General features: G+C 68.2%; 18 protein-coding genes. 15 read left to right on the top strand and 3 right to left on the bottom strand.

All coding sequences use genetic code 11. From position 1 onward, the window contains the following. The first annotated feature begins 28 nt into the window (after positions 1 to 28). From ACFPMG_RS01670 to ACFPMG_RS01640, 7 genes are all read left to right on the top strand, one after another. Entirely contained in the window at positions 29 to 1,837 is a 1,809-nt protein-coding gene (locus ACFPMG_RS01670; protein WP_376993513.1) for a sensor histidine kinase, read from the top strand. 313 nt (positions 1,838 to 2,150) lie between these two features. Beyond that, a complete protein-coding gene (locus ACFPMG_RS01665) occupies positions 2,151 to 2,303 on the top strand; it encodes a hypothetical protein (protein ID WP_158310442.1) in 153 nt (50 codons plus the stop codon). Between the two features lie 57 nt (positions 2,304 to 2,360). Next, positions 2,361 to 2,564 (top strand): 30S ribosomal protein S21, encoded by a 204-nt coding sequence (rpsU, locus tag ACFPMG_RS01660; protein WP_014198985.1) that lies wholly within the window; start codon positions 2,361 to 2,363, stop codon positions 2,562 to 2,564. Positions 2,565 to 2,656: 92 nt separating this feature from the next. After that, positions 2,657 to 3,190, top strand: coding sequence for a translation initiation factor IF-3 (gene infC, locus ACFPMG_RS01655; protein WP_035673684.1), 534 nt, complete (start codon positions 2,657 to 2,659; stop codon positions 3,188 to 3,190). A 173-nt stretch (positions 3,191 to 3,363) separates the two neighbouring features. Beyond that, entirely contained in the window at positions 3,364 to 4,506 is a 1,143-nt protein-coding gene (locus ACFPMG_RS01650) for an efflux RND transporter periplasmic adaptor subunit (protein WP_376993512.1), read from the top strand. A 6-nt stretch (positions 4,507 to 4,512) separates the two neighbouring features. Beyond that, a complete protein-coding gene (locus ACFPMG_RS01645; RefSeq protein ID WP_376993511.1) occupies positions 4,513 to 7,656 on the top strand; it encodes an efflux RND transporter permease subunit in 3,144 nt (1,047 codons plus the stop codon). A gap of 59 nt (positions 7,657 to 7,715) precedes the next feature. Next, positions 7,716 to 8,285 (top strand): hemerythrin domain-containing protein, encoded by a 570-nt coding sequence (locus ACFPMG_RS01640; protein ID WP_376993510.1) that lies wholly within the window; start codon positions 7,716 to 7,718, stop codon positions 8,283 to 8,285. A gap of 13 nt (positions 8,286 to 8,298) precedes the next feature. On the opposite strand, the gene ACFPMG_RS01635 is transcribed toward ACFPMG_RS01640, so the two are convergent. Then, complete coding sequence (locus ACFPMG_RS01635; RefSeq protein ID WP_376993509.1) at positions 8,299 to 9,726, bottom strand: sigma-54 interaction domain-containing protein; 1,428 nt, start codon at positions 9,724 to 9,726, stop codon at positions 8,299 to 8,301. Between the two features lie 210 nt (positions 9,727 to 9,936). Between ACFPMG_RS01635 and ACFPMG_RS01630 the strand changes: the two genes are divergently transcribed. The 4 genes from ACFPMG_RS01630 to ACFPMG_RS01615 are packed head-to-tail and all read left to right on the top strand — an operon-like array spanning position 9,937 to position 13,987. After that, complete coding sequence (locus ACFPMG_RS01630) at positions 9,937 to 10,914, top strand: 3-hydroxyacyl-CoA dehydrogenase family protein (RefSeq protein ID WP_376993508.1); 978 nt, start codon at positions 9,937 to 9,939, stop codon at positions 10,912 to 10,914. Between the two features lie 51 nt (positions 10,915 to 10,965). Further along, entirely contained in the window at positions 10,966 to 11,904 is a 939-nt protein-coding gene (gene kce / locus ACFPMG_RS01625; protein ID WP_137106974.1) for a 3,5-dioxohexanoate:acetyl-CoA acetone transferase, read from the top strand. Between the two features lie 47 nt (positions 11,905 to 11,951). Beyond that, a complete protein-coding gene (locus ACFPMG_RS01620; protein ID WP_376993507.1) occupies positions 11,952 to 12,731 on the top strand; it encodes a 3-hydroxybutyrate dehydrogenase in 780 nt (259 codons plus the stop codon). Positions 12,732 to 12,772: 41 nt separating this feature from the next. Further along, complete coding sequence (locus ACFPMG_RS01615; protein ID WP_376993506.1) at positions 12,773 to 13,987, top strand: ABC transporter substrate-binding protein; 1,215 nt, start codon at positions 12,773 to 12,775, stop codon at positions 13,985 to 13,987. Positions 13,988 to 14,075: 88 nt separating this feature from the next. On the opposite strand, the gene ACFPMG_RS01610 is transcribed toward ACFPMG_RS01615, so the two are convergent. Next, positions 14,076 to 14,699, bottom strand: coding sequence for a helix-turn-helix domain-containing protein (locus tag ACFPMG_RS01610; protein WP_376993505.1), 624 nt, complete (start codon positions 14,697 to 14,699; stop codon positions 14,076 to 14,078). Between the two features lie 65 nt (positions 14,700 to 14,764). Then, positions 14,765 to 16,201 carry an FAD-binding oxidoreductase gene (locus tag ACFPMG_RS01605; protein ID WP_376993504.1) on the bottom strand — a complete coding sequence of 479 codons (1,437 nt, stop codon included), beginning with the start codon at positions 16,199 to 16,201 and terminating at the stop codon, positions 14,765 to 14,767. A 220-nt stretch (positions 16,202 to 16,421) separates the two neighbouring features. Between ACFPMG_RS01605 and ACFPMG_RS01600 the strand changes: the two genes are divergently transcribed. The 4 genes from ACFPMG_RS01600 to ACFPMG_RS01585 all read left to right on the top strand — a co-directional run bounded on the left by ACFPMG_RS01600 (position 16,422) and on the right by ACFPMG_RS01585 (position 20,616). Continuing rightward, entirely contained in the window at positions 16,422 to 17,576 is a 1,155-nt protein-coding gene (locus tag ACFPMG_RS01600; protein WP_376993503.1) for an alpha-hydroxy acid oxidase, read from the top strand. 373 nt (positions 17,577 to 17,949) lie between these two features. Next, a complete protein-coding gene (gene dapA / locus ACFPMG_RS01595; protein ID WP_376993502.1) occupies positions 17,950 to 18,849 on the top strand; it encodes a 4-hydroxy-tetrahydrodipicolinate synthase in 900 nt (299 codons plus the stop codon). Positions 18,850 to 19,004: 155 nt separating this feature from the next. Next, entirely contained in the window at positions 19,005 to 19,859 is an 855-nt protein-coding gene (locus ACFPMG_RS01590; RefSeq protein WP_376993501.1) for a transporter substrate-binding domain-containing protein, read from the top strand. A gap of 94 nt (positions 19,860 to 19,953) precedes the next feature. Further along, positions 19,954 to 20,616 carry an amino acid ABC transporter permease gene (locus ACFPMG_RS01585; RefSeq protein WP_114857194.1) on the top strand — a complete coding sequence of 221 codons (663 nt, stop codon included), beginning with the start codon at positions 19,954 to 19,956 and terminating at the stop codon, positions 20,614 to 20,616. The last annotated feature ends 28 nt before the right edge of the window (positions 20,617 to 20,644 follow it).

The raw sequence follows: 20,644 nt of genomic DNA, 5'->3' as shown, positions 1-20,644 counted from the left end.
GCTTCTAGCCCTTGTTCGTTCCGCGGGGATGTGTGCATTCTTCCTGCTGGGAACCGGCATGGCGACGCCGGGGGAAGCCTTCACCAAGGGAAGACCCGCGACCTTGAAAATCGGCCTGAGGACGATGCTGATCGCGTGCCTGGGGGGTGTCGGGCTGGCCTTCACGGCCGGCACCGCCGCGATTCTGCAGGTCGAAGCCGGGGAGCGGCTCCAGCGTGTGATCGGCGGGCAGCTGCACCTCTACGCCGGGCAGGTCGCCGACAAGCTCGACCGTGGCATGTTCGAGCGCTACCGCGATCTTCTCGTCGTGACGAGCCTCGAAACCATCCGTGCGACCGACACCTCCCGCGATTCGCGGCGCGCCGTCCTCCAGAAGCTTCAGGACAGCTATCCGGACTATGCCTGGATCGGCTTCATCCGGCCGACCGGCCTTCTGGAGGCGGCGACGGGCCGTGTCTATGAAGGCATGGACGTGAGCGCGCGCGGATGGTGGAAGCAGGGGTTCGACCGCCCCTATGTCGGCGATGTGCACGACGCGGTGGTTCTGGGCAAGCTTCTCTACGCCAACCGGATGGAGGTTCCGCGTTTCGTCGATCTGGCGGCGCCGGTGCGCGACGAGCAGGGGACGCTGACCGGCGTCGTCGCCGCCCATCTGAGCTGGGATTGGGCGTCGGAGGTCGAACGCTCCGTGCTCGGCCAGATTTCCGAGGACGCCGAGGTCGAGGCGATGATCCTCTCCGCCGACGGCACGGTGATTCTCGGGCCCAAGCCCCTGGTGGGCAAGCCGCTGGCCTTCGCGTCGGCGCCGGGGCGGCGCGCCTGGGTCGAATCCTGGCCGGACGGGCGCCGCTTCCTGACGAGCGTGGCGCGGACGAAGGGCTACCGGGATTATCCCGGGCTGGGATGGAGCGTCGTGCTCCGCCAGCCGGTCGATCAGGCGATGGCGCCGGTCGCCGAGTTGCGGAACCGGGTGATCGCCTGGGGAATCGCCGCCAGCCTGCTGGCGGTCCTCGTCGGCCATGTCCTGGCGACGTGGCTGTCGGCGCCCCTGCGCGCCATGTCCAGGGCCGTCGAGGCGGCGGGTCCGGACGGCGCGATGCCCGTCCTGCCGCTGACCGGCCGCTACACGGAGGCGGCCACGCTGTCCGGGGCGCTGCACACCTACGTGAGCGACCTGCAGGAGACGGACCGGCGGCTGCGCGGCACCGTCGCCGAGAAGACGGTGCTGCTTCGCGAGGTCCATCACCGCGTGAAGAACAACCTGCAGGTGATCTACGGCTTGATGATGGTGGAGATGCGCCGCCTGCCCAAGGGGGACCTGTCGCGGGGCCGCATCGAGGCGCTGGCCGGGCGCGTCACCTCGATGGGGCGCCTGCACGAGCAGCTCTACACCTCCGGCGACCTGATGAACGTCGATTTCGGAACGCACCTGCGCCAGCTCTGCGACGCGCTTCAGGAGCTCCGCCCGAACGAGGCGATCGCCATCCACCCCGACACGGACGACGTGTCCTGCTCCATCGAACTCGCCACACCGCTCGGCCTGATCGCCAACGAACTCGTCGTCAACGCGCTGAAGCACGCCTTCCCGGAGGGGAGAGGCGGGACGGTCACGGTCCGGCTGCGGCAAGCGGGCGACCGTCTGACGATGACGGTGGCCGACGACGGCATCGGCTGCCCGGACATGCCGCCCAAGGGGGGAATCGGCACGACGCTGGTCGATGCGCTGGTCCGGCAGGTCGGCGGCACCATCACCTTCGACGCCCGGTCAGGCTGCACCGCCACGGTCAGCGTTCCGTTCACCGCCGACGCGAACCGTCCCGTCGCCGTTCACGCCTGATGTGATCCCGGCGTCGGGTGTGTGCCCAAATCATTTTTGGAAATCCGGACGTTACCGCTCAGTCTTCGCTTGTAAAAGCCGGCGGACCCTCCCATCTGGGACAGATCAAGATTGCTCCGGGGCCTGTTGTCTGCCGCTCCGGCCATCCGCTCTGGGTCTCTTTTTCCCAAAGTGCATTTGATGCCTTCCCGATGTCGGGCAGGACAGGGTGTCGACCGAGGACCTGCGGGCGCTTTGAGCGCCGCACACCCCGGATTTCAACACATAACAACAACGGCCGACGGGCTTCGCCCATATCGGCAAGGGGATTCTCATGACCATCAAGCTTCCGACGACCGGGGCGGCCCAGGCCGCCCAACCCCAGCATCAGCGCCCCGTTCCCGCGGTGGAGCCGGCGTGGGCGCCGGGGTGGCCCCGCCTCACCCCGCGCGAGATCCGCCAGATCGTTCTCGACACCTTGGGCTGAGCGGCCTTTTCGACGAAAAACCCTTTCCACACAAGCAATTGGGAGGATGATCGCCTTATGCTCGTTCAGGTCCGCGACAACGATGTGGGGGGCGCTCTGCGCGTCCTGAAAAGAAAAATGCAGCGCGAAGGGCTTTTTCGTGAGATGAAGCTGCACCGGCGTTACGAAAAGCCCTCGGAGCGCCGGGCACGGCAGGCGGCGGAATCGGTCCGGCGGCGGCGAAAGCTGCTGCGCAAGCGTTTGCAGCGCGAGGGCTATTGACCGTGGCCACCGATGCCTTAATTTGAGGGACGGCGTCAGGGCCGTCAGCACCCATTCCGGTTCCTCGCCGGACAGACCGTTGGAGACAGGACATAGCTAAACTCTACGATGCGGACCCGGTCCGCGAAGGCCCGCGCATCAATCGGGAAATCACGGCACGCACGGTGCGCCTCGTTGGTGCCAACGGTGAGATGATCGGCGTGGTCTCGCTGCGCGACGCCTTCGACGCTGCGGTCGAGGCTGAACTCGACCTCGTCGAGGTGGCCCCCCAGGCGGAGCCGCCGGTCTGCAAGATCCTCGACTACGGCCGGTTCCGGTTCGAGGAGCAGAAAAAGGCCAACGAGGCCCGCAAGAAGCAGAAGATCATCGAGATCAAGGAGCTCAAGCTCCGGCCGAACATCGATGACCACGACTACGACGTGAAGATGCGGGCGGCGCGGCGATTCCTCGAAGAGGGCGACAAGGTCAAGATGACCATGCGGTTCCGCGGGCGCGAGATGGCGCACCAGGATCTGGGCATGAACGTGTTGATCCGTGTGCGCGACCAGTTCGAGGACATCGCCAAGGTCGAGCAGATGCCCCGGATGGAAGGGCGCATGATGGTCATGGTCATCGCGCCGCGCTGACCGGCCGACGCGTTTGACGGCATGATCGATGGCAAGGGGACCGCCCTCCGTGGGGCGGTCCCCTTGCGTTTTTGGCGTCCGGCCGCCTTGATCGCACCCACTTTTCATCGGCATCGCTGAACCCAATCGCCGCGGCCCTGTTTAGAGGGCACGGTTGAACGGGAGCCTCCTCGATGCTGCGCCTTCGCCACGGCCTCACCGTCTCGTGCCTGCTCGCCCTGCTCCCATCGGGCGGGGTCCTGGCCCAGCAGCCTGCGAACGCTCCGCCCCCCTCGGTTACGACCGAGGTGGTGCGCGATCGGGAGATCACCCCGACCAGCGAATTCATAGGCCGCGTCCAGGCGATCCAGGACTTCGAGGCCCGCGCCCGCGTCGAGGGCTTCATCGAGCAGGTGGCTTTCCAGGAAGGCCAGAACGTCACCAAGGACACCCTGCTCTACGTCATCGAGCAGGCCCCCTACCAGGCCGCCGTGGACAGCGCCAAGGCCGACCTCGCCCGCGCCCAGGCGACCCTGCGCGAGGCCCAGCGCGCCTTCCAGCGTGCTCAGGAACTGCGGACCCGCGGCAACATCTCCCAGGCCGACCTCGATCAGGCCCAGGCGGCGCAGGAGACGGCGGACGCCGACATCATGCAGACGCAGGCCAAGCTGCGGCAGGCGGAGCTGAACCTCGGCTACACGCGCATTTCTTCGCCCATCGACGGGCGCATCGGCGCCACCGCCATGACGGTGGGCGACCTCGTCAACCCGTCCAGCGGCCCGCTCGCCACCGTCGTCCAGCTCGACCCCATCCGCGTCGTCTTCTCGGTCAGCGACCGCGACATCCTGGAGGTCCAGCGCGCCGCCCCCGATCTCGCCTCGGCCGAGGCGGTGAATCGCTTCGTTCCGGCCCTGCGGCTGGCGGACGGTTCCGAGTACGGGCAGAAGGGCAAGGTCTCCTTCGCCAGCAACCGCATCGACCCGCAGACCGGGACCATCCCCGTCTACGCCGACTTCGCGAATCCCAAGGGATTTCTGTTGCCCGGCCAGTATGTGACCCTCCTGATCCGCCCGGCGCAGACCGAGCGGCAGCCGGTGGTGCCGGTGTCGGCCATCCAGCAGGACCAGCAGGGCAGCTACGTCCTGGTGCTCGACCAGCAGAACCGGGCGCAGCGCCGCCCGATCGAGCCCGGGCCGCAGCTCGATCAGGTGATCGCGGTGCCGAAGGGAGTCCAGGCCGGCGAGACCGTCATCGTCGGCGGCGCTCAGAAGGTTCGCCCCGGCATGGCCGTGCGGCCCGAGCGGGCCCCCCAGACCGCCGAACAGCCGCGAGGATAGGCGCCCATGTTCTCCGGCCTGTTCATCCGGCGCCCGAACCTCGCCATCGTCATCGCGCTGGTCGTGACCATTGCGGGCGCGCTGGCCATCCTGGCCATCCCGGTGGCGCAATTCCCGCCGATCACCCCGCCCTCGGTGCAGGTTTCCGCCACCTATCCCGGCGCCAACGCCCAGGTCGTCGCCGACAGCGTCGCCGCCCCGATCGAGGCGCAGGTGAACGGGGTGGAGGGCATGCTCTACATGTCCTCGACCAGCACCGACACCGGCGCCTACACGCTGTCGGTCACCTTCGCGCAGGGAACCGACCCGGATCTGGCCCAGATCAACGTGCAGAACCGCCTGTCGCTCGCCACGCCGACCCTGCCGGCGGAAGTGTCGCGCCAGGGCGTCACGGTGCGCAAGCAGTCGTCCAACATGCTGATGGCCGTCAACGTCTTCTCGCCCGGCGGCCAGTTCGACCCGATCTTCATCTCCAACTACGCCAGCATCAACCTGCGCGACGCCATCGCGCGGGTGCCCGGCGTCGGCGACGCGCAGGTGATGGGCGCGCTGACCTACGCCATGCGCGTCTGGATGGACCCGAACCGCATGACGGCGCTGGGCATCACCGCGGCGGACGTGGTCGCGGCGATCCAGAACCAGAATCTCCAGGCCTCGGCGGGGCAGATCGGCGCCCCTCCCGTCCCCGACGGCCAGCAGCAGCAATTGACCATCCTGGCCCGCGGCCGGCTGGACGACCCCAAGCAGTTCGCCGGCATCATCGTGCGCACCAACCCGAACGGCGGCGTGGTGCGGCTGGGCGACATCGGGCGGGTGGAGCTGGGGGCGCAGAGCTACGGCTCCACCGCCAAGCTGGACGGCGACCCGGCGGCGACGCTGGTCGTCTACCAGTCGCCGGACGCCAACGCGCTGGACGTCGCCAAGGCGGTGCGGGCGGAGCTGGACCGGCTGTCCGGCCGCTTCCCGGAGGGGCTGGACTACGCCGTGGTGTTCGACACCACCAGCTTCGTCAGCGCGACGATCGAGGAGATCGTGCTGACGCTGGGCATCACCTTCCTGCTGGTGGTGGTGGTCATCTACGTCTTTCTCCAGGACTGGCGGGCGACGATGATCCCCACCCTGGCGATCCCGGTGTCGATCATCGGGGTCTTCGCCGTGCTGCTGGTGCTGGGCTACAGCGCCAACACCATCACGCTGTTCGCGCTGGTGCTGGCGATCGGGCTGGTCGTCGACGACGCCATCGTGGTGGTCGAGAACGTCCGCCGCGTCATGGAGGAGCATTCCGACCAGCCCGCCCCCTCGGCCAGCCGCATCGCCATGGAGCAGGTGACCGGGGCCATCGTCGCCTCCACCCTGGTGCTGGCCGCGGTGTTCGTGCCGGTGGCCTTCCTGCCCGGCATCACCGGCCAGCTCTACCGCCAGTTCGCGGTCACCATCACCACCGCCTTCCTGATCTCCGGCATGGTGTCGCTGACGCTGACCCCGGCGCTGTGCGGCCTGCTGCTGCGCCCGCCGACCCGGCCCTGGCGCCCGCTGGCCGCCTTCAACCGGGGGCTGGACGGGGTGCGCGACCGTTACGGCGGCCTCGTCGGCTGGCTGTCGCGCAAGCTGGTGATCGGGATCGCCGTCTTCGCCCTGCTGACCGCCGGGGCCTTCCTGCTGCTGCGCGGCCTGCCCACCGCCTTCCTGCCGGCGGAGGACCAAGGGTACTTCTTCGTCAACGTGCAGCTGCCGAGTGCCGCGTCGCTCAGCCGGACGGAGACGGTGATGACCGACGTCACCGAGCGGCTGCGCGCGACGCCGGGTGTGGCCCATGTGATCTCCATCGCCGGCTACAGCATCCTCAGCGGGGCGGCCTCCAACGTCGGCCTGCAGATCGTCGTGCTGAAGCCCTGGGGGGAGCGCGGGGCCGCCGAGACGGTGGACGCGCTGCTGGGCCGGCTGAGGCCACAGCTCGCGGCGGTGCCGCAGGCGACCATCGCCGCCTTCAACCCACCCTCCATCCCCGGTCTCGGCAGCACCGGCGGGTTCCAGCTCCAGGTGCAGGCGCTGGGCGGGCAATCCGCGCAGCAGCTCGGCGCCGTGCTGCGCGGCCTGCTGGTCGCCGCCAACCAGGACGCGCGGCTGTCGGCCGTCTTCAGCACCTTCAGCCCAGACGTGCCGCACCTGTTCGTCGACCTCGACCGCACCAAGGCGGCGCTGCTCGGCGTCTCGCCGGGTGACGTCTTCACCACGCTGCAGTCCCATCTCGGGTCGCGCTACGTCAACGACTTCAACCTCTACGGCCGGGTCTTCCAGGTCCAGGTGCAGGATGCCGCGGAGTACCGCGACGAGGTGGCGGCCATCGACCAGCTCTATGTGCGGAGTTCGTCGGGGGACATGGTGCCGCTGCGCAGCATCGTGACCATCCGCAACACGCTGGCCCCCGACAGCCTCGTCCGCTACGACCAGTTCCTCTCCGCCTCGGTCAACGGCAACCCCGCCCCCGGCGGCAGCTCCGGACAGGCGCTGGCGGCGATGCAGGAGGTGGCGAACCGCACCCTGCCGGCGGGCTACGCCACGGAATGGACCGGCTTGTCCTATCAGGAAAGCCGCATCGGCAACCAGACGGTCATCATCTTTGGTCTGGCGGTGATGTTCGGCTATCTGTTCCTGGTGGCGCAGTACGAGAATTGGCTGATCCCACTGGCCGTGCTGCTGTCCGTCGCCATCGCGGTCCTGGGGGCCGGCATCGGGCTGAGCGTCGCCGGGATCGCCAACGACGTCTACGCGCAGATCGGCCTCGTCCTGCTGGTCGGCCTCGCCGCCAAGAACGCCATCCTGATCGTCGAGTTCGCGCGGGAGCAGCGCGCCGCCGGCCACCCCGTCATCGACTCCGCGGTGATGGGCGCCCGCCAGCGCTTCCGCGCGGTGCTGATGACGGCGCTGGCCTTCATCCTGGGGGCGGTGCCGCTGCTGGTCGCCACCGGCGCCGGGGCGGCCAGCCGACGGTCCATCGGCACGACGGTCTTCAGCGGCATGACCGCGGCGACGCTGGTCGGCATCATCTTCGTGCCGGTGCTGTTCGTCGCCTTCCAGCGCCTGACCGAGCGGCTGGTTCCACACCGCGGCCCGGCAGACGTGCCCGCGAAGACCTCTCCGGCGGAATGACCCGGCCCGGTCCCTGTTGGACGTCGGACACACCCATGGACCCGGGAGGCACGGACATCATGAGCATGAGAGGAAGGGACCTCTGGTCCACAAGCGGTCTGATCGCCTTCGCCAGCGGTGCCGCCGTGGCGATCCTCGCCAGCCGCCTGCTGCCGCCGGTGGTCGCCCAGGCCGCCGGGACGACGATGGCGCGCGACCCGTTCGACGCCCTGATGGACGACCACCGCCACATCCTGGCGCTGCTCGACGCGATGGAGCGGACCCACACTGGCGAGACCTTCCAGCGGACGCAACTCTTGCTCCGTCTCAAGCGCCGTCTCGCCGCGCACGCCATGGCCGAGGAGGACGTCGTCTACCCCCTGCTGCACGACCACGCGCATCAGGAGGCGGACGCCCGGCACCTCTACGGCGAGCACGCCGACATGAAGATGCACCTGTACGCCCTCGAGCAGATGCCGAAGGACGATCCCGCGTGGCGGCGGCGCGTCATCCAACTGAAAGAACTGATCGCGGAGCATGTCCAGCAGGAGGAGGAGGTTGATTTCCCCAAGCTGCGGAACGCGCTGGACCAGCGGGAGACGGCCCGGCTGTCGGGCCATGTCCGGCGGGAGAAGGCCCTGCTGCTGTAGCGCGGCGATCCGGCTACGCCTCGGAGTCGGCGGTGATGCCGTGCTTGCGCAGCTTCGCGTAGAGGTTGGTGCGCGACAGGCCGAGGCTTCGCGCGGCTTCGAGCTTGTTGCCCTGCGCGTCCTCCAGCGCGGCGAGGATGAGCGAGCGTTCCAGTTCGTCCATGCTGTCGGCGAGGGGGCGCCTGCGCGCCGGCGATCCGGTGGGCCGGGGGGCGGCTCCGGGAAGGATGTCGGCGAAGTCGTCGGCCAGGATGCGCTCGCCTTCGGTGCGCACATAGACCTGCTCGATGACGTTGGCCAGTTCACGGACGTTGCCCGGCCAGTCATGCCCGCGCAACGCGTCGAGTGCCGCGGGGGTGAGGTCGCGCATCGGCTGGTCGAGGCTCACCGCCATCCGTTCCGAAAACAGCGAGGCGAGGATTTCCAGATCCTCCTTGTGGTCGCGCAACGCCGGCAGCTGGATCGGGAAGACGTTCAGCCGGTAGTAGAGGTCCGAGCGGAAGGTGCCGTTCCGCATCATCTCCGGCAGCGGCCGGCTGGTCGCGGCGATGATGCGAACATCGACCTTGATGACCTGATTGGAGCCGAGCGGCTCGACCTCGCGCTCCTGAAGCACGCGCAGAAGCTTGGCCTGAAGCGGCAGCGGCATGTCGCCGATCTCGTCGAGGAACAGCGTGCCGCCGTGCGCGAGCTGGAATTTTCCGGGCCGCGGCTGGCGGCCGGCCCCGGTGTAGGCGCCCGGCGCGACGCCGAAGAACTCCGCCTCCAGCAGGTTTTCGGGAATCGCCGCGACGTTGATGCCGACGAAGGGGCGGTCGACCCGATCCGAGGCGGCATGGATGGCCTGCGCCACCAGTTCCTTTCCGGTCCCCGTCTCGCCCAGCACCAGCACCGCCGAGTTGATCTGGCCCGCCTTGCGCACCAGCCGCTTCACCTGGAGCATCGCCGGGCTGAAGCCGACCAGATTCTCGACCGAGTATTTCGGCGCCCGGCTGGCGGCGAGTTCCTGTTCCATGCGCGCGAGCCGCGATTGCAGCTTGTTGAAGCGCTCGGCGATGGGGCGGAGGTAGGTCAGGCTGTTCTTCAGGGCGAAGGCGAGGGCGCCGATGATCTCACCCTGCTCGTCGCGCAGGGGCAGGCGGCTCACCAGCAGCGTGTGCTCGCCGTAGCGCATGATGTCGAGCGGGAAGGAGCGGCCGGTCTCGACCACGTCGCGCATCTGGCTGTGCGGGATGACCCGTTCGATGGGCTGCCCCACCACCTCGGTGAGGGAGCGGATGCCCAGCAGCGCCTTGCGCTTGTCATCGAACCAGACGTGCTTATCATTGGACCAGACGATCCGCGCGTCCTTGTCGACGAGGATGGCGCCGTCGATCATTTCGTCGATCATCACCATCAGCGCGCGCGCCGCCGCGAAATGCTCGTCCCGTCCCGCCGTCATGGCCCGCCTCCCGTCGCGTCGTTTCTGTCAATATTCTGAACACTGTTTGTCAAAATTCAGCACACGAGGGTAGCCCTGATATCGAGGGCGCCGACGGAAAAAGGCGCGAATCTTCAGGCAATCCGCCCGCTTGGCTCACCCATCCCCGGCCATGGCGACGCCTTCCATCATTGGCACGCCCCTTGCTTTGATTACACCAAGAAAATATGGGTGCAGCGAACAATCGGCCAGACGGCCGTCGTGGCGGCGCTCCGGCAGGGAGGGAAGCACGAGGGCATGACGCAGCAGCGTATTGGAATCATCGGCGCCGGGCTGATGGGGCATGGGATCGCCCAGGCGTTCGCCGTCGCCGGGCACCCGGTCGACATCCACGAGCCTGATCCGGGCCGCCGGGCCGGGATCGTCGAACGGGTCCGCGGCAACCTGCATGGGCTGGGGATGGACACCGCTGCCGCGGACCGGGTTCAGCCCTGCGAATCCCTGGAGGACGCGGTCGGCCGGGCGGACGTCGTCATCGAAGCGGTCCCGGAGGATCTGACCCTCAAGCAGCGGGTCTTCCTGGCGGTCGAGGCCGCCGCCCCGCGCCATGCGCTCCTGGCGAGCAACACGTCGGTGATCCCGATCACCCGGATCATGGAACCGCTTCGGGACAAGAGCCGTGCGCTCGGCACCCACTGGTGGAACCCGCCATACCAGATCCCGCTCGTCGAGGTCATCCAGACCGCCGACACCGATGACGCGGCGGTCGCCGCGATGATCGGGCTGCTGGCCGCCGTCGGCAAGACGCCGGTGCATGTCCGCAAGGACGTTCCCGGCTTCATCGGCAACCGTTTGCAGCACGCGCTCTGGCGCGAGGCCATCGCGCTCGTCCAGAACGGCGTGTGCGACGCCGAGACGGTGGACGCCGTGGTCAAGGCCAGCTTCGGCCGCCGCCTTGCCGTGCTGGGGCCGCTGGAGAACGCCGACCTCGTCGGCACCGACCTGACCCTGGCGGTGCACGAGCATGTCCTGCCCGACCTCGATCGGACGCCGGAACCGTTGCCCCTGCTGCGCGACCTCGTCGCGTCCGGGCGGCTGGGCATGAAGTCCGGCGCCGGCTTCCGGACCTGGACGGAGGCGCAGCGGACCGAGACCCACGCCCGTCTGGCGGCCCACCTCCAGCGGCTGGACGGCGTCGAGCGCGGGTGACCGCGCGCCTCCTCCTCTCCATTCGAATTGAACCCACACAGGGAACCTCTCATGGCCGCACCACAGAAGAAGGTTATCATCAGCTGCGCGCTGACGGGGTCGATCCACACCCCGACCATGTCGGACGCGCTGCCGGTGACGCCCGATGAGATCGTCGAGCAGGGCGTCGGCGCCGCCGAGGCCGGTGCCGCGATCCTCCACCTGCACGCCCGCGACCCCCGGACCGGGCAGCCGACGCCGGACCCGGCGGTGTTCATGCAGTTTCTGCCCCGCCTCAAGCAGTCCACCGACGCGGTGCTCAACATCACCACCGGCGGCTCGCTCAACATGACGGTGCAGGAGCGTCTTGCCGCCCCGCTCCAGGCCCAGCCGGAGATGTGCTCGCTCAACATGGGCTCGATGAACTTCGGCATCTTCCCGCTGGCCGACCGTTACCAGGGTTGGAAGCACGATTGGGAGGAGCCCTATCTGCGCAGCACCGACGACTTCATCTTCCGCAACACCTTCCGCGACATCGCCTATATCCTGGAGCATCTGGGCGAGGGCTGCGGGACGCGCTTCGAATTCGAGTGCTACGACGTCGGGCATCTCTACAACCTCGCGCATTTCGTCGATCGGGGGCTGGTGAAGCCGCCCTTCTTCGTCCAGACGATCTTCGGCATCCTCGGCGGCATCGGCGCGGAGCAGCGCAACCTCGTCTTCATGCGCGAGACCGCCGACCGGCTGTTCGGGACGGATTATGAATGGTCGGTGCTCGCCGCCGGGCGTCACCAGATCCCCTTCACGACCATGGCCGCGGTCATGGGCGGCAACGTCCGGGTCGGGTTGGAGGATAGCCTGTATCTCAGCAAGGGCCGGCTGGCCCGGAACAGCGCGGAGCAGGTCGCGAAAATCCGCCGGATTCTCGAGGAGCTGTCGCTCGAGGTCGCCACCCCCGCCGAGGCGCGCGCCATGCTTGCGCTGAAAGGTGCCGATCAGGTGGCCTTCTGAACCGCGACACGCCATTGACATCCAAGACGTCCGAAAGAAAGACCGAGATGCGAAACAGGAACGCTGTCGTCACCGGCTCCACCACCGGCATCGGGCTGGCGACCGCCCGCGAACTCGCCCGCCAGGGTTGCCACGTGATGCTCAACGGCTTCGGCGACCGCGCGGAGATCGACCGGCTGTGCGCGGACATCGCGGCGCAGAGCGGCACGACGATCGTCTATTCGGGGGCCGACCTCAGCCGGCCGGAGGAGGCCCGCGCCATGATGGCCGACGCGGCGGCGGCGCTCGGCCCCATCGACATCCTGGTGAACAACGCCGGGGTGCAGCATGTGGCGGCGGTGCACGAGTTCCCCGACGACAAGTGGGACCTGCTGCTCGCGGTCAACCTCAGCGCCGCCTTCCACACCATCAAGGCGGCCGTTCCGGCGATGCGGGAGCGCCGCTGGGGACGCATCGTCAACACGGCGTCGGTCCTCGGCATGGTCGGCGCCCCGCACAAGCCCGCCTATGTCGCGACCAAGCACGGCATCATCGGCCTGACGAAGTCGGTGGCGATCGAGGTGGCGGAGCACGGCATCACCTGCAACGCGGTGTGCCCCGGCACGGTGCTGACCCCGATCATCGAGAAGCAGATCGCCCAGCAGGCGCAGGTCACCGGCCTGCCGGAGGAGCGAGTCCTCCAAGCGGTGTTCCTCGACCGCATGCCGACCGGCCGGCTGATCCCCCCGGAGGAGGTTGCCGCCGCCATCGCCTTCCTGTGCTCCGACGCCGCCGCGTCGATCACCGGCACCGCGATCCCCGTGGACGGCGGCTACACGACCCACTGACACCCCGACCACCAAGAAAACAACACCCTAGGGAGTGAACCATGCGCAGCACCCGTCTTGCCGGCCTTCTCGCCGGAGTCGCCTTCGCCGCCCTGGCTTGCGGCACCGCCCAGGCCCAGATGTCGGACAACGTCATCAAGATTGGCATGCTGTCCGACCGGTCCGGCATCTACGCCGACATCAACGGCGAGGGTTCGGCGGTGGCCGCGCGGCTGGCCGCCGAGGAGTTCGGCAACGCCATCAACGGCACCAAGATCGAGATCATCGTCGGTGACCACCAGAACAAGGCGGACATCGCCGCCAACCTCGCCCGCCAGTGGATCGACGTGGAGAAGGTCGACGTCGTCGCCGACGTGCCGAACTCGGCGGCGGCGCTGGCCGTGCAGGGCATCACCAAGGACAAGAAGCGCATCTTCCTGATGTCCGGCCCCGGCTCCACCGATCTGACGGGCAAGGACTGCAGCCCCTACGGCTTCCTGTGGACGTGGGACAACCACGCCGTGGCGTCCTCCACCGCCCGCGCGCTGGTCGAGCAGGGCAAAAAGAGCTGGTTCTTCATCACCGCCGACTACGCCTTCGGCCATTCGCTGGAAACCGAGGCGGTCAACACCGTCAAGCAGCTCGGCGGCACCGTCAAGGGCAGCGTCCGCCACCCCCTGGCGAGCTCGGACTTCTCATCCTTCCTGCTGCAGGCACAGGCCTCGGGCGCGGAGGTCGTCGCCTTCGCCAACGCCGGCGGCGACACCATCAACGCGGTCAAGCAGGCCGCCGAGTTCGGCATTCCCCAGGGCGGCCAGACGCTGGCCGGCCTTCTGCTGAACGTCAACGACATCCACGCGCTGGGCCTCGACACCGCGCAGGGGCTGATGCTGGCGAACTCCTTCTACTGGGACATGAACGACGAGACCCGCGCCTGGTCGAAGAAGTTCGAGGAGCGGACCGGGCGCAAGCCGTCGATGAACCAGGCGGGCGTCTATTCGGCGGTCAAGCATTACCTGAAGGCCGTGCAGGAGGCCGGCACCGACGACGCGGACAAGGTTGCCGCCAAGATGCGCAGCATGCCCATCACCGACATGATGATGAAGGACGCGAGGATCGCCGACAACGGCCGGATCTTCAACGACATGTATCTGGCGCAGATCAAGACGCCGGGCGAGTCGAAGGCGGCCTGGGACTACTTCAAGATCCTCAAGACCATTCCCGGCGAGCAGGCCTACATCAACCCGAAGGACAGCGGCTGCCCCCTGGTGAAGTGACGGTGGAAGGGGAGCGATTTCGCTCCCCTTTCGACGTTCGGTCGTTCCGCGCGGGATCGGTCGTACAGGCCTCTCCTCGGGCCGGATCTCACTGATACTTGGCGTAGACCCAGAGAACGCGGGCGTCCTCGTCCCCTTCGGACACCCATAGGTGGGGTGTGCTGGCGTCGTAATACATGGAATCGCCGGCTTCCAGCCGCAGCGGCTCGTAGATCTGGCTGTGAACCACCAGCGTGCCGGAGACGACGTGGAGGAACAGCTCCGCGTCGTATTTGGCCCATTCCGGATAGGCGTCGAGCGAGCGGGCGACGACGGTGGTCATGATCGGGGTCATGACCTTGTTCGTCAGGTCCGGGCAGAGCCAGGCGTTGTTGCAGGTGCCGGTCGGAAAGGGACGGCCCTGCCCCGACCGTGTCACCGAACGGCGGCCGGCAACGCGCAGCGCCGGGGTGGGCCCGCCGATGATCGCCGCCGCGTCCATCTCGAAGCCGGCGGCGATCTTCAGCAGGGTGGTTACGGTCGGCGACAGCTCGTTCCGCTCGATCTTGGACAGGGTGGACACCCCGACCCCGGTGCGGTCGGCCGCCTGCTGGAGCGTCAGCCCCAGCCGCTTGCGCAGATTCTTCAGCCGGACGCCGAGGTCCAGTTCCCCGTCCGCCCCGCTCTGGGAAGGGGAGGGGGAGGCCGCGTCGGGCCGGTCAATCACATCCATTGCGTCGTCCGCCGCCTGTCGTGTCGCGATTCGTCGTACATGCTTGGTCGTCAGGGCGGGCCGCTTCATTGAGGGTCCTCGAACACCAGAACCTTTCCAGGATTCATCATATGGTCAGGATCCAGCAACGCTTTGATCTGCGTCATCAGCCGGTAGCGCGCCGGGTCGATGGAGCGGGCAAGCCGTTTGCGGTTGCTGAGGCCGATCCCGTGCTCCGCGCTGATCGAACCATCGCAGGCGAGCGTCGCGCTGTCGACGATCTCGTTGATCCGCTCCGCCGCCGTCTCGAACGCGGCACGGGAGGGAAAGGCGTCGTGGTCGAAATGGATCACCGCGTGCAGGTTGCCGTCGCCGACATGGCCGACGAACAGCAGCCGCGCCTGCGGAAAGGCGGCGCGCACGCCGCGCTCCGTCTCCGCCGCGAAGTCGCCCAGCCGGTCGAGCGGCACCACGGTGTCGTAGGAGACGCTGATGCCGGCAACCTTGTTCGCCTCCGACACCGAATGGCGCAGGCGCCACAGCGCCTCGCGCTGCGCGCCGCTCCGGGGGATCACGGCGTCGGCGACGAGGCCCCGCTCCAGCGCGTCGGCAAGGCACTCTTCCAGGATGGCGGCCAGATCCATGGCGGCGAAGCTGTCCTCGGCCTCGATCAGCACGTACCAGGGGTGCGGCTCCGCGAAGGGCAGGGTGCAGCCGGGAATGTGGTCGAGCACGAGCTGCATCTGTGAGTGCGACATGACCTCGTAGGCGCTGACCCGGTCACCGAAGCGGGAGCGGACGGAGGCCAGCAACTCCAGCGCCTGGTCGAGATGGCCGGCGCCGGCCATGGCGGTGGCGTTCGTCTGCGGCTGCGGGAACAGCTTCAGCACCGCCGCCGTGATGATCCCCAGCGTGCCTTCCGCCCCGATGAACAGGTGGCGCACGGCGTAGCCGCTGTTGTCCTTGCGCAGCCGTTTCAGGTCGTTCATCACCGAGCCGTCGGGAAGCACCACCTCCAGCCCCAGCACCATGTCGCGCATCGGGCCGTAGCGCAGCACCGCCGTGCCGCCGGCGTTGGTCGCGATGTTGCCGCCGATCTGGCAGCTCCCCTCCGCCCCCAGGCTGAGCGGGAAGAGGCGCCCGGCCTCCTGCGCGCGGGCCTGCAGATCGGCCAGGATGCAGCCGGCCTCCACCGTCATGGTGTTGTCCAGCGGGCTGACCTGACGGACCCGGTTAAGACGGTCGAGCCGAAGCACCACCGTGTTGTCGGAGAAGGGCGTGGCGCCGCCGCACATCCCGGTGTTGCCGCCCTGCGGCACGATCTTCCCGCCATGCTCGCGCACCAGCAGGACGATCGCCGCCACCTGCTCGGTGTCCGCCGGATAGACGGCGCACAGCGCCGTGCCCTGGTAGCGGCCCCGCCAGTCCCGCGTCAGCGGTTCCAGATCCACCGCCTGCGCGACCACATGGCGCTCCCCCAGGAGCACACGCAACGACGTCAGCAGAGACTGTGGGTCACGCATCGGGCAGGTCCTTGTGGCTTCGGGGTCGGAGGAGGGGCGCCGGGGTGGAGATCGGTGAGGCGGACAATCGGCCGGGACGATCGGACGTTGACGATACTGTTTCCCCATGTCTAGCATACGAAAAATTGTTCCCGAAAAGATAATTTTTGCCGGAGCAGCACCCAATGGGCACATCCTGCGAATCGTGCGATGCACGCGTCCTCCCGCGGAAACCGGGGACATGGCGGTGACCGCGCCGCTCAACATCGCCGAGGCCCGGCAGCGGGCACGCGCCCGCCTCCCGCGCGGCCTGTTCGAGTACATCGAGCGCGGAACCGAGGACGAAACCGGCATCGCGACGAGCAAAACGGCGCTCGACGGCCTCGTCTTCAAGCCGCGCGTTCTGGTGAACGTGTCGAAACGCGACGCCACCACCCGCCTGTTCGGGGTGAACCAGCCCATGCCGCTGGTCGTGGCGCCCACCGCCGTGGCCGGGCTGGTCTGGTACGACGGCGAGGTCGAACTGGCCAAGGCCGCCGCCGCGGTCGGCATTCCCTTCTGCGTCTCCACCCAGTCCATCACCTCCGTCGAGCGGATCGCCGGGGAATCCGGGGCGCGGCTGTGGTTCCAGCTCTATGTCTGGCGCAGCCGCGAGCGCACCCGCGAGCTGGTTCGGCGCGCCGAACAAGCCGGGGCGGAGGCGCTGGTCCTGACCGTGGACACGGCGGTGACGCCCAACCGCGAATACAACATCCGCAACGGTTTCGGGATTCCGATCAAGCCCTCGCTGCGCGCCGGGCTGGACTGTCTCGCCCACCCGCGCTGGTTCGCCGGCGTCTTCGCCAAGTATCTGCGCAACGGCGGCGTACCGACCTACGCCCACTATCCCGACGAGTTCCGCACCGCGCTGGGTCGGGCCGCCGTCGGGGACGAGATCGGCCTCGCCCAGGACGTGGGATGGGACGACGTGCGGAGCTTGCGGGACGCCTGGAAGGGCAAGCTGATTTTGAAGGGCGTGCTGCGCGCCGACGACGCGGAGAAGGCCGTCGAACTGGGTGTGGACGGGATTGTCGTGTCCAACCACGGCGCCCGCAACCTGGACCACGCCATCCACCCCGTGCGCTGTCTGGCGGACATCGCCGAGCGGGTCGGTGACCGGGTGACCGTCCTGGCCGACAGCGGGGTGCGGCGCGGCAGCCATGTCGCCGGCTATCTGGGGCTCGGCGCGCAGGGGGTGCTGCTTGGCCGCGCCGTTCTCTACGGGCTGGCCACCGACGGGGCGGCGGGTGCGCAGGCGGTGCTGGAGCTGGTCCGGCGCGAGCTTCTCACCACCATGGGTTTCCTCGGCGCACCGACCGTGGCCGACATCACGGGGACGGTGGAACGGCCACGTTGACGTGTGTTGATACGTCCGATTTTATCGTATCATCGCTTTTCATCCATGAAACGATTTGTTGTTGCAGCAAAAGGAAAAATAGGGTCACATCTTCTTTGTCGGATGCGGGCGGGGCCGGATCGAGGTCTCACAAGGGACGCTCCATCGCTCCCGTTCCCTCCGGCCCCCACCCGAGCGTTGGTCCGGGTGCGGTTTCAGGCACGGATTTCCGGCGGTGCGCCGGTCTTTGTCGATTTCATCGGACTCGTTTCATCGCGCTTTTTCCAATCGTCCCGAACCGGCTTCCCGCATCGCGGGGGCGAGGCCGCCCCGCGGCCGCAGCACACCGTCACGCCACGCCTCAAACGCCACGCTCACGAAATCCGAGGACCCCATGGCACTCACCCATTCGGAGATCAGCGGCCTGTTCAGCGCCATCGTCACGCCGCTGACGGCCGACGGTTCCGTCGACATCGCCGGCCTGAAGCGGCTGGTGCGCCACCAGCTCGACGCCGGGGCGTCCGGCGTCGTGCCGATCGGCGGCACCGGCGAGTATCCCGCCCTGTCGCGGGGCGAGCGCAAACGCGTCGTCGCCGCCTGCGTGGAGGAGGCCGGCGGCAAGCCGGTGATCCCCGGCGTGCTGTCCACCGGCTTCCAGGACGCGGTCGAGGCCGGGCGCGACTTCGCCGCCGCCGGGGCCGCCGCGGTGATGACCGTCACCCCCTATTACGCCGCCGGCACCCAGGAGGGCATGCGCGCCTATTTCCGCGCCTACCGCGACGCGGTGGACCTGCCGGTCATGCTGTACCAGATCCCGCGCCGCACCACCGTGGCGGTCACCGCCGAGGGCGTGCAGGCGATGGCGGAGGACGGCTCCATCATCGGCATGAAATTCTCCTCCTACGACATGCCGGAATTCATCAAGACGATGAAGTACGCCGGCGAGAAAATCTCCGTGCTGAGCGGCGAGGAGCCGCTGTTCGCCACCCACGTCGCGCTGGGCGCGCGGGGCGGCGTGCTGGCCTCGGCGACCATCTACCCGAAGATCTGGCTGCGCATCTTCGCGCTGGCGCGCGCCGGCAAGCTGAACGAGGCGCTGGCCGAACAGTCCCAGATCGATCCGGTGGTGAATTCCATCTTCCTGGAAACCAACCCCGGCCCGCTGAAGGCCTTCATGGCGATGGCCGGCATGCCGGTCGGCGGGGTGCGGCTGCCGCTGACCGCGCCGACCGCCGAGACCACCGAGAAGCTCCAGGCCGTCGCCCGGCACGCGCGCGACATCGCGCTCGCCTGACGGCCAAAAGGAACACGTCGGGCGCTTCTTCCCCTGGGGAAGCGCCCCAACAACGCGAAGCCGCGGCGGCGGCCGGTCAACGAACACGGAATGGCCTTAAGACACGTCGAGACACATCCGGTCGGACAGCCCGACGGACCACAAGGGAGACGGACATGGTGAATCGCAGGGAACTGGCTGGGTTTCTGGGCGCCGGCGCGGCGGTCGGGGCGTTCGGGGCCACCATGGCGGCGGGCATCGCCCCGGCCGCGGCGCAGGAGGGCGGCAGCTCCTTCGACCGGGTCCTGAAGGCCAAGAAGCTGCGCATCGGCGGTGTGGCGACCGGCGCCCCCTGGATCATGAAGGACCAGACGACCGGCCAGTGGTCGGGTCAGTTCTGGGACATCGGGTCGGCGCTCGCCGCCGACATGGACGTCGGCATCGAGGTGGTCGAGACCACCTGGGGCAACGCCATCCTCGACCTCCAGGCCAACAAGATCGACGTCATGTTCGGCATGAACCCGACGCCGAAACGCGCCCTGGCCGTCGACTTCACGGTCCCGGTCTACAACAGCGCCCTGGTCGTCATCGCCAAGCCGGGCTTCGAGCCGAAGAGCTGGGCCGACATGAACAAGCCGGAGGTGAAGATCGCGGTGGACGTCGGTTCCGCCCACGATCAGGTGGCCAGCCGCCTCTGCCCGAACGCCCAGCTCATCCGCTTCAAGTCGCTGGACGAGGCGACGCTGGCCGTGCGCAGCGGCCGGGCCGACGCCCAGTCGATCTTCTGGATGGGCGGCGTGCGCGCGGTAAAGCGCGACCCTTCGCTGGGCAAGGTGGTGGTGCCGCGCCCGATCTTCGGCTCGACCTCCAACGCGGCGGTGCGGCGCGAGCCGGACAAGACCCTGCGCGATTTCGTGAACACCTGGATCGTCTACGCCCAGGGCCTGGGCCTGATCCGCGAGGCGGTGGTCAACAGCCTCGCCAAAGTGGACATCGCCATGAGCGACATCCCGGAAGGCATCACCTTCTAAACGACCCGTCGACGGACCTGGATTCCGATGGCGCACGGCGGCCGGCCCCACGGGGATTCGGCCGCCGTTCCGAAGTTTTGCAAGCAGGCCCGCCATGTACACCTTCAACTTCGAGATGCTCTGGGGATACCGCTGGCTGTTCCTGAACGGGACACTGGTCACCATCGGTCTGACGGCCGCCGTCGTCGTGCTGGGCCTGCTGCTCGGGCTGGTCGGCGGGCTGGCCCAGCTCTCGCGCTTCGCGGTGCTGCGCTGGATCTCCTGGGCCTACATCGAGCTGTTCCGCTGCACGCCGCTGCTGGTGCAACTCCTCTGGTTCTACTACGCGCTGCCGATGCTGACCGGCATCCAGATCGACGCGATCACGGCCTCCGTCCTCACCCTGTCGCTCTACGGCGGGTCCTTCTACGCGGAGGTGATCCGCGGCGGCGTGGTCTCCATCGAGGCGGGACAGACGGAGGCCGGGCTGGCGCTCGGCATGACGCCGGCCAAGGTGATGCGGCGCATCGTGCTGCCCCAGGCGGTCAAGCGCATGATCCCGCCGCTGATGAACCAGTCGATCATCCAGTTCAAGAACACCTCGCTGGTCTCGGTGGTGGCGGTGCCGGACCTTCTCTACCAGGGGCAGGTCGCCGCGACGGACACCTTCCGCCCGCTGGAGGTCTACACCATCGTCGCGCTGATCTACTTCGTCGTGCTGGTCCCCCTGACGGCCATCGTGAAGCGGGGCGAGAAGCAGCTCCAGACCGGTCATTAAAGGTGACCCGGCGATCCAACGCGAGAGG

Origin of the sequence: Azospirillum himalayense, assembly GCF_042657465.1 — a bacterium.
Lineage (GTDB): Bacteria > Pseudomonadota > Alphaproteobacteria > Azospirillales > Azospirillaceae > Azospirillum > Azospirillum himalayense.
The sequence above is the reverse complement of the archived record's forward strand: the minus strand, read 5'-3'. Positions and strand labels throughout refer to the sequence as shown.

Excerpts from the sequence above, each read along its gene's own strand:
- ACFPMG_RS01635 (WP_376993509.1), bottom strand. The coding sequence starts at position 9,726 with ATGACGGCGGGACGGGACGAGCATTTCGCGGCGGCGCGCGCGCTGATG.
- ACFPMG_RS01620 (WP_376993507.1), top strand. The coding sequence starts at position 11,952 with ATGCGAAACAGGAACGCTGTCGTCACCGGCTCCACCACCGGCATCGGG.
- dapA (WP_376993502.1), top strand. The coding sequence starts at position 17,950 with ATGGCACTCACCCATTCGGAGATCAGCGGCCTGTTCAGCGCCATCGTC.
- ACFPMG_RS01640 (WP_376993510.1), top strand. The coding sequence starts at position 7,716 with ATGAGCATGAGAGGAAGGGACCTCTGGTCCACAAGCGGTCTGATCGCC.
- ACFPMG_RS01650 (WP_376993512.1), top strand. The coding sequence starts at position 3,364 with ATGCTGCGCCTTCGCCACGGCCTCACCGTCTCGTGCCTGCTCGCCCTG.
- ACFPMG_RS01600 (WP_376993503.1), top strand. The coding sequence starts at position 16,422 with ATGGCGGTGACCGCGCCGCTCAACATCGCCGAGGCCCGGCAGCGGGCA.
- ACFPMG_RS01610 (WP_376993505.1), bottom strand. The coding sequence starts at position 14,699 with ATGGATGTGATTGACCGGCCCGACGCGGCCTCCCCCTCCCCTTCCCAG.
- ACFPMG_RS01615 (WP_376993506.1), top strand. The coding sequence starts at position 12,773 with ATGCGCAGCACCCGTCTTGCCGGCCTTCTCGCCGGAGTCGCCTTCGCC.
- ACFPMG_RS01585 (WP_114857194.1), top strand. The coding sequence starts at position 19,954 with ATGTACACCTTCAACTTCGAGATGCTCTGGGGATACCGCTGGCTGTTC.
- rpsU (WP_014198985.1), top strand. The coding sequence starts at position 2,361 with ATGCTCGTTCAGGTCCGCGACAACGATGTGGGGGGCGCTCTGCGCGTC.
- ACFPMG_RS01670 (WP_376993513.1), top strand. The coding sequence starts at position 29 with ATGTGTGCATTCTTCCTGCTGGGAACCGGCATGGCGACGCCGGGGGAA.
- ACFPMG_RS01605 (WP_376993504.1), bottom strand. The coding sequence starts at position 16,201 with ATGCGTGACCCACAGTCTCTGCTGACGTCGTTGCGTGTGCTCCTGGGG.
- ACFPMG_RS01665 (WP_158310442.1), top strand. The coding sequence starts at position 2,151 with ATGACCATCAAGCTTCCGACGACCGGGGCGGCCCAGGCCGCCCAACCC.
- ACFPMG_RS01645 (WP_376993511.1), top strand. The coding sequence starts at position 4,513 with ATGTTCTCCGGCCTGTTCATCCGGCGCCCGAACCTCGCCATCGTCATC.
- kce (WP_137106974.1), top strand. The coding sequence starts at position 10,966 with ATGGCCGCACCACAGAAGAAGGTTATCATCAGCTGCGCGCTGACGGGG.
- ACFPMG_RS01590 (WP_376993501.1), top strand. The coding sequence starts at position 19,005 with ATGGTGAATCGCAGGGAACTGGCTGGGTTTCTGGGCGCCGGCGCGGCG.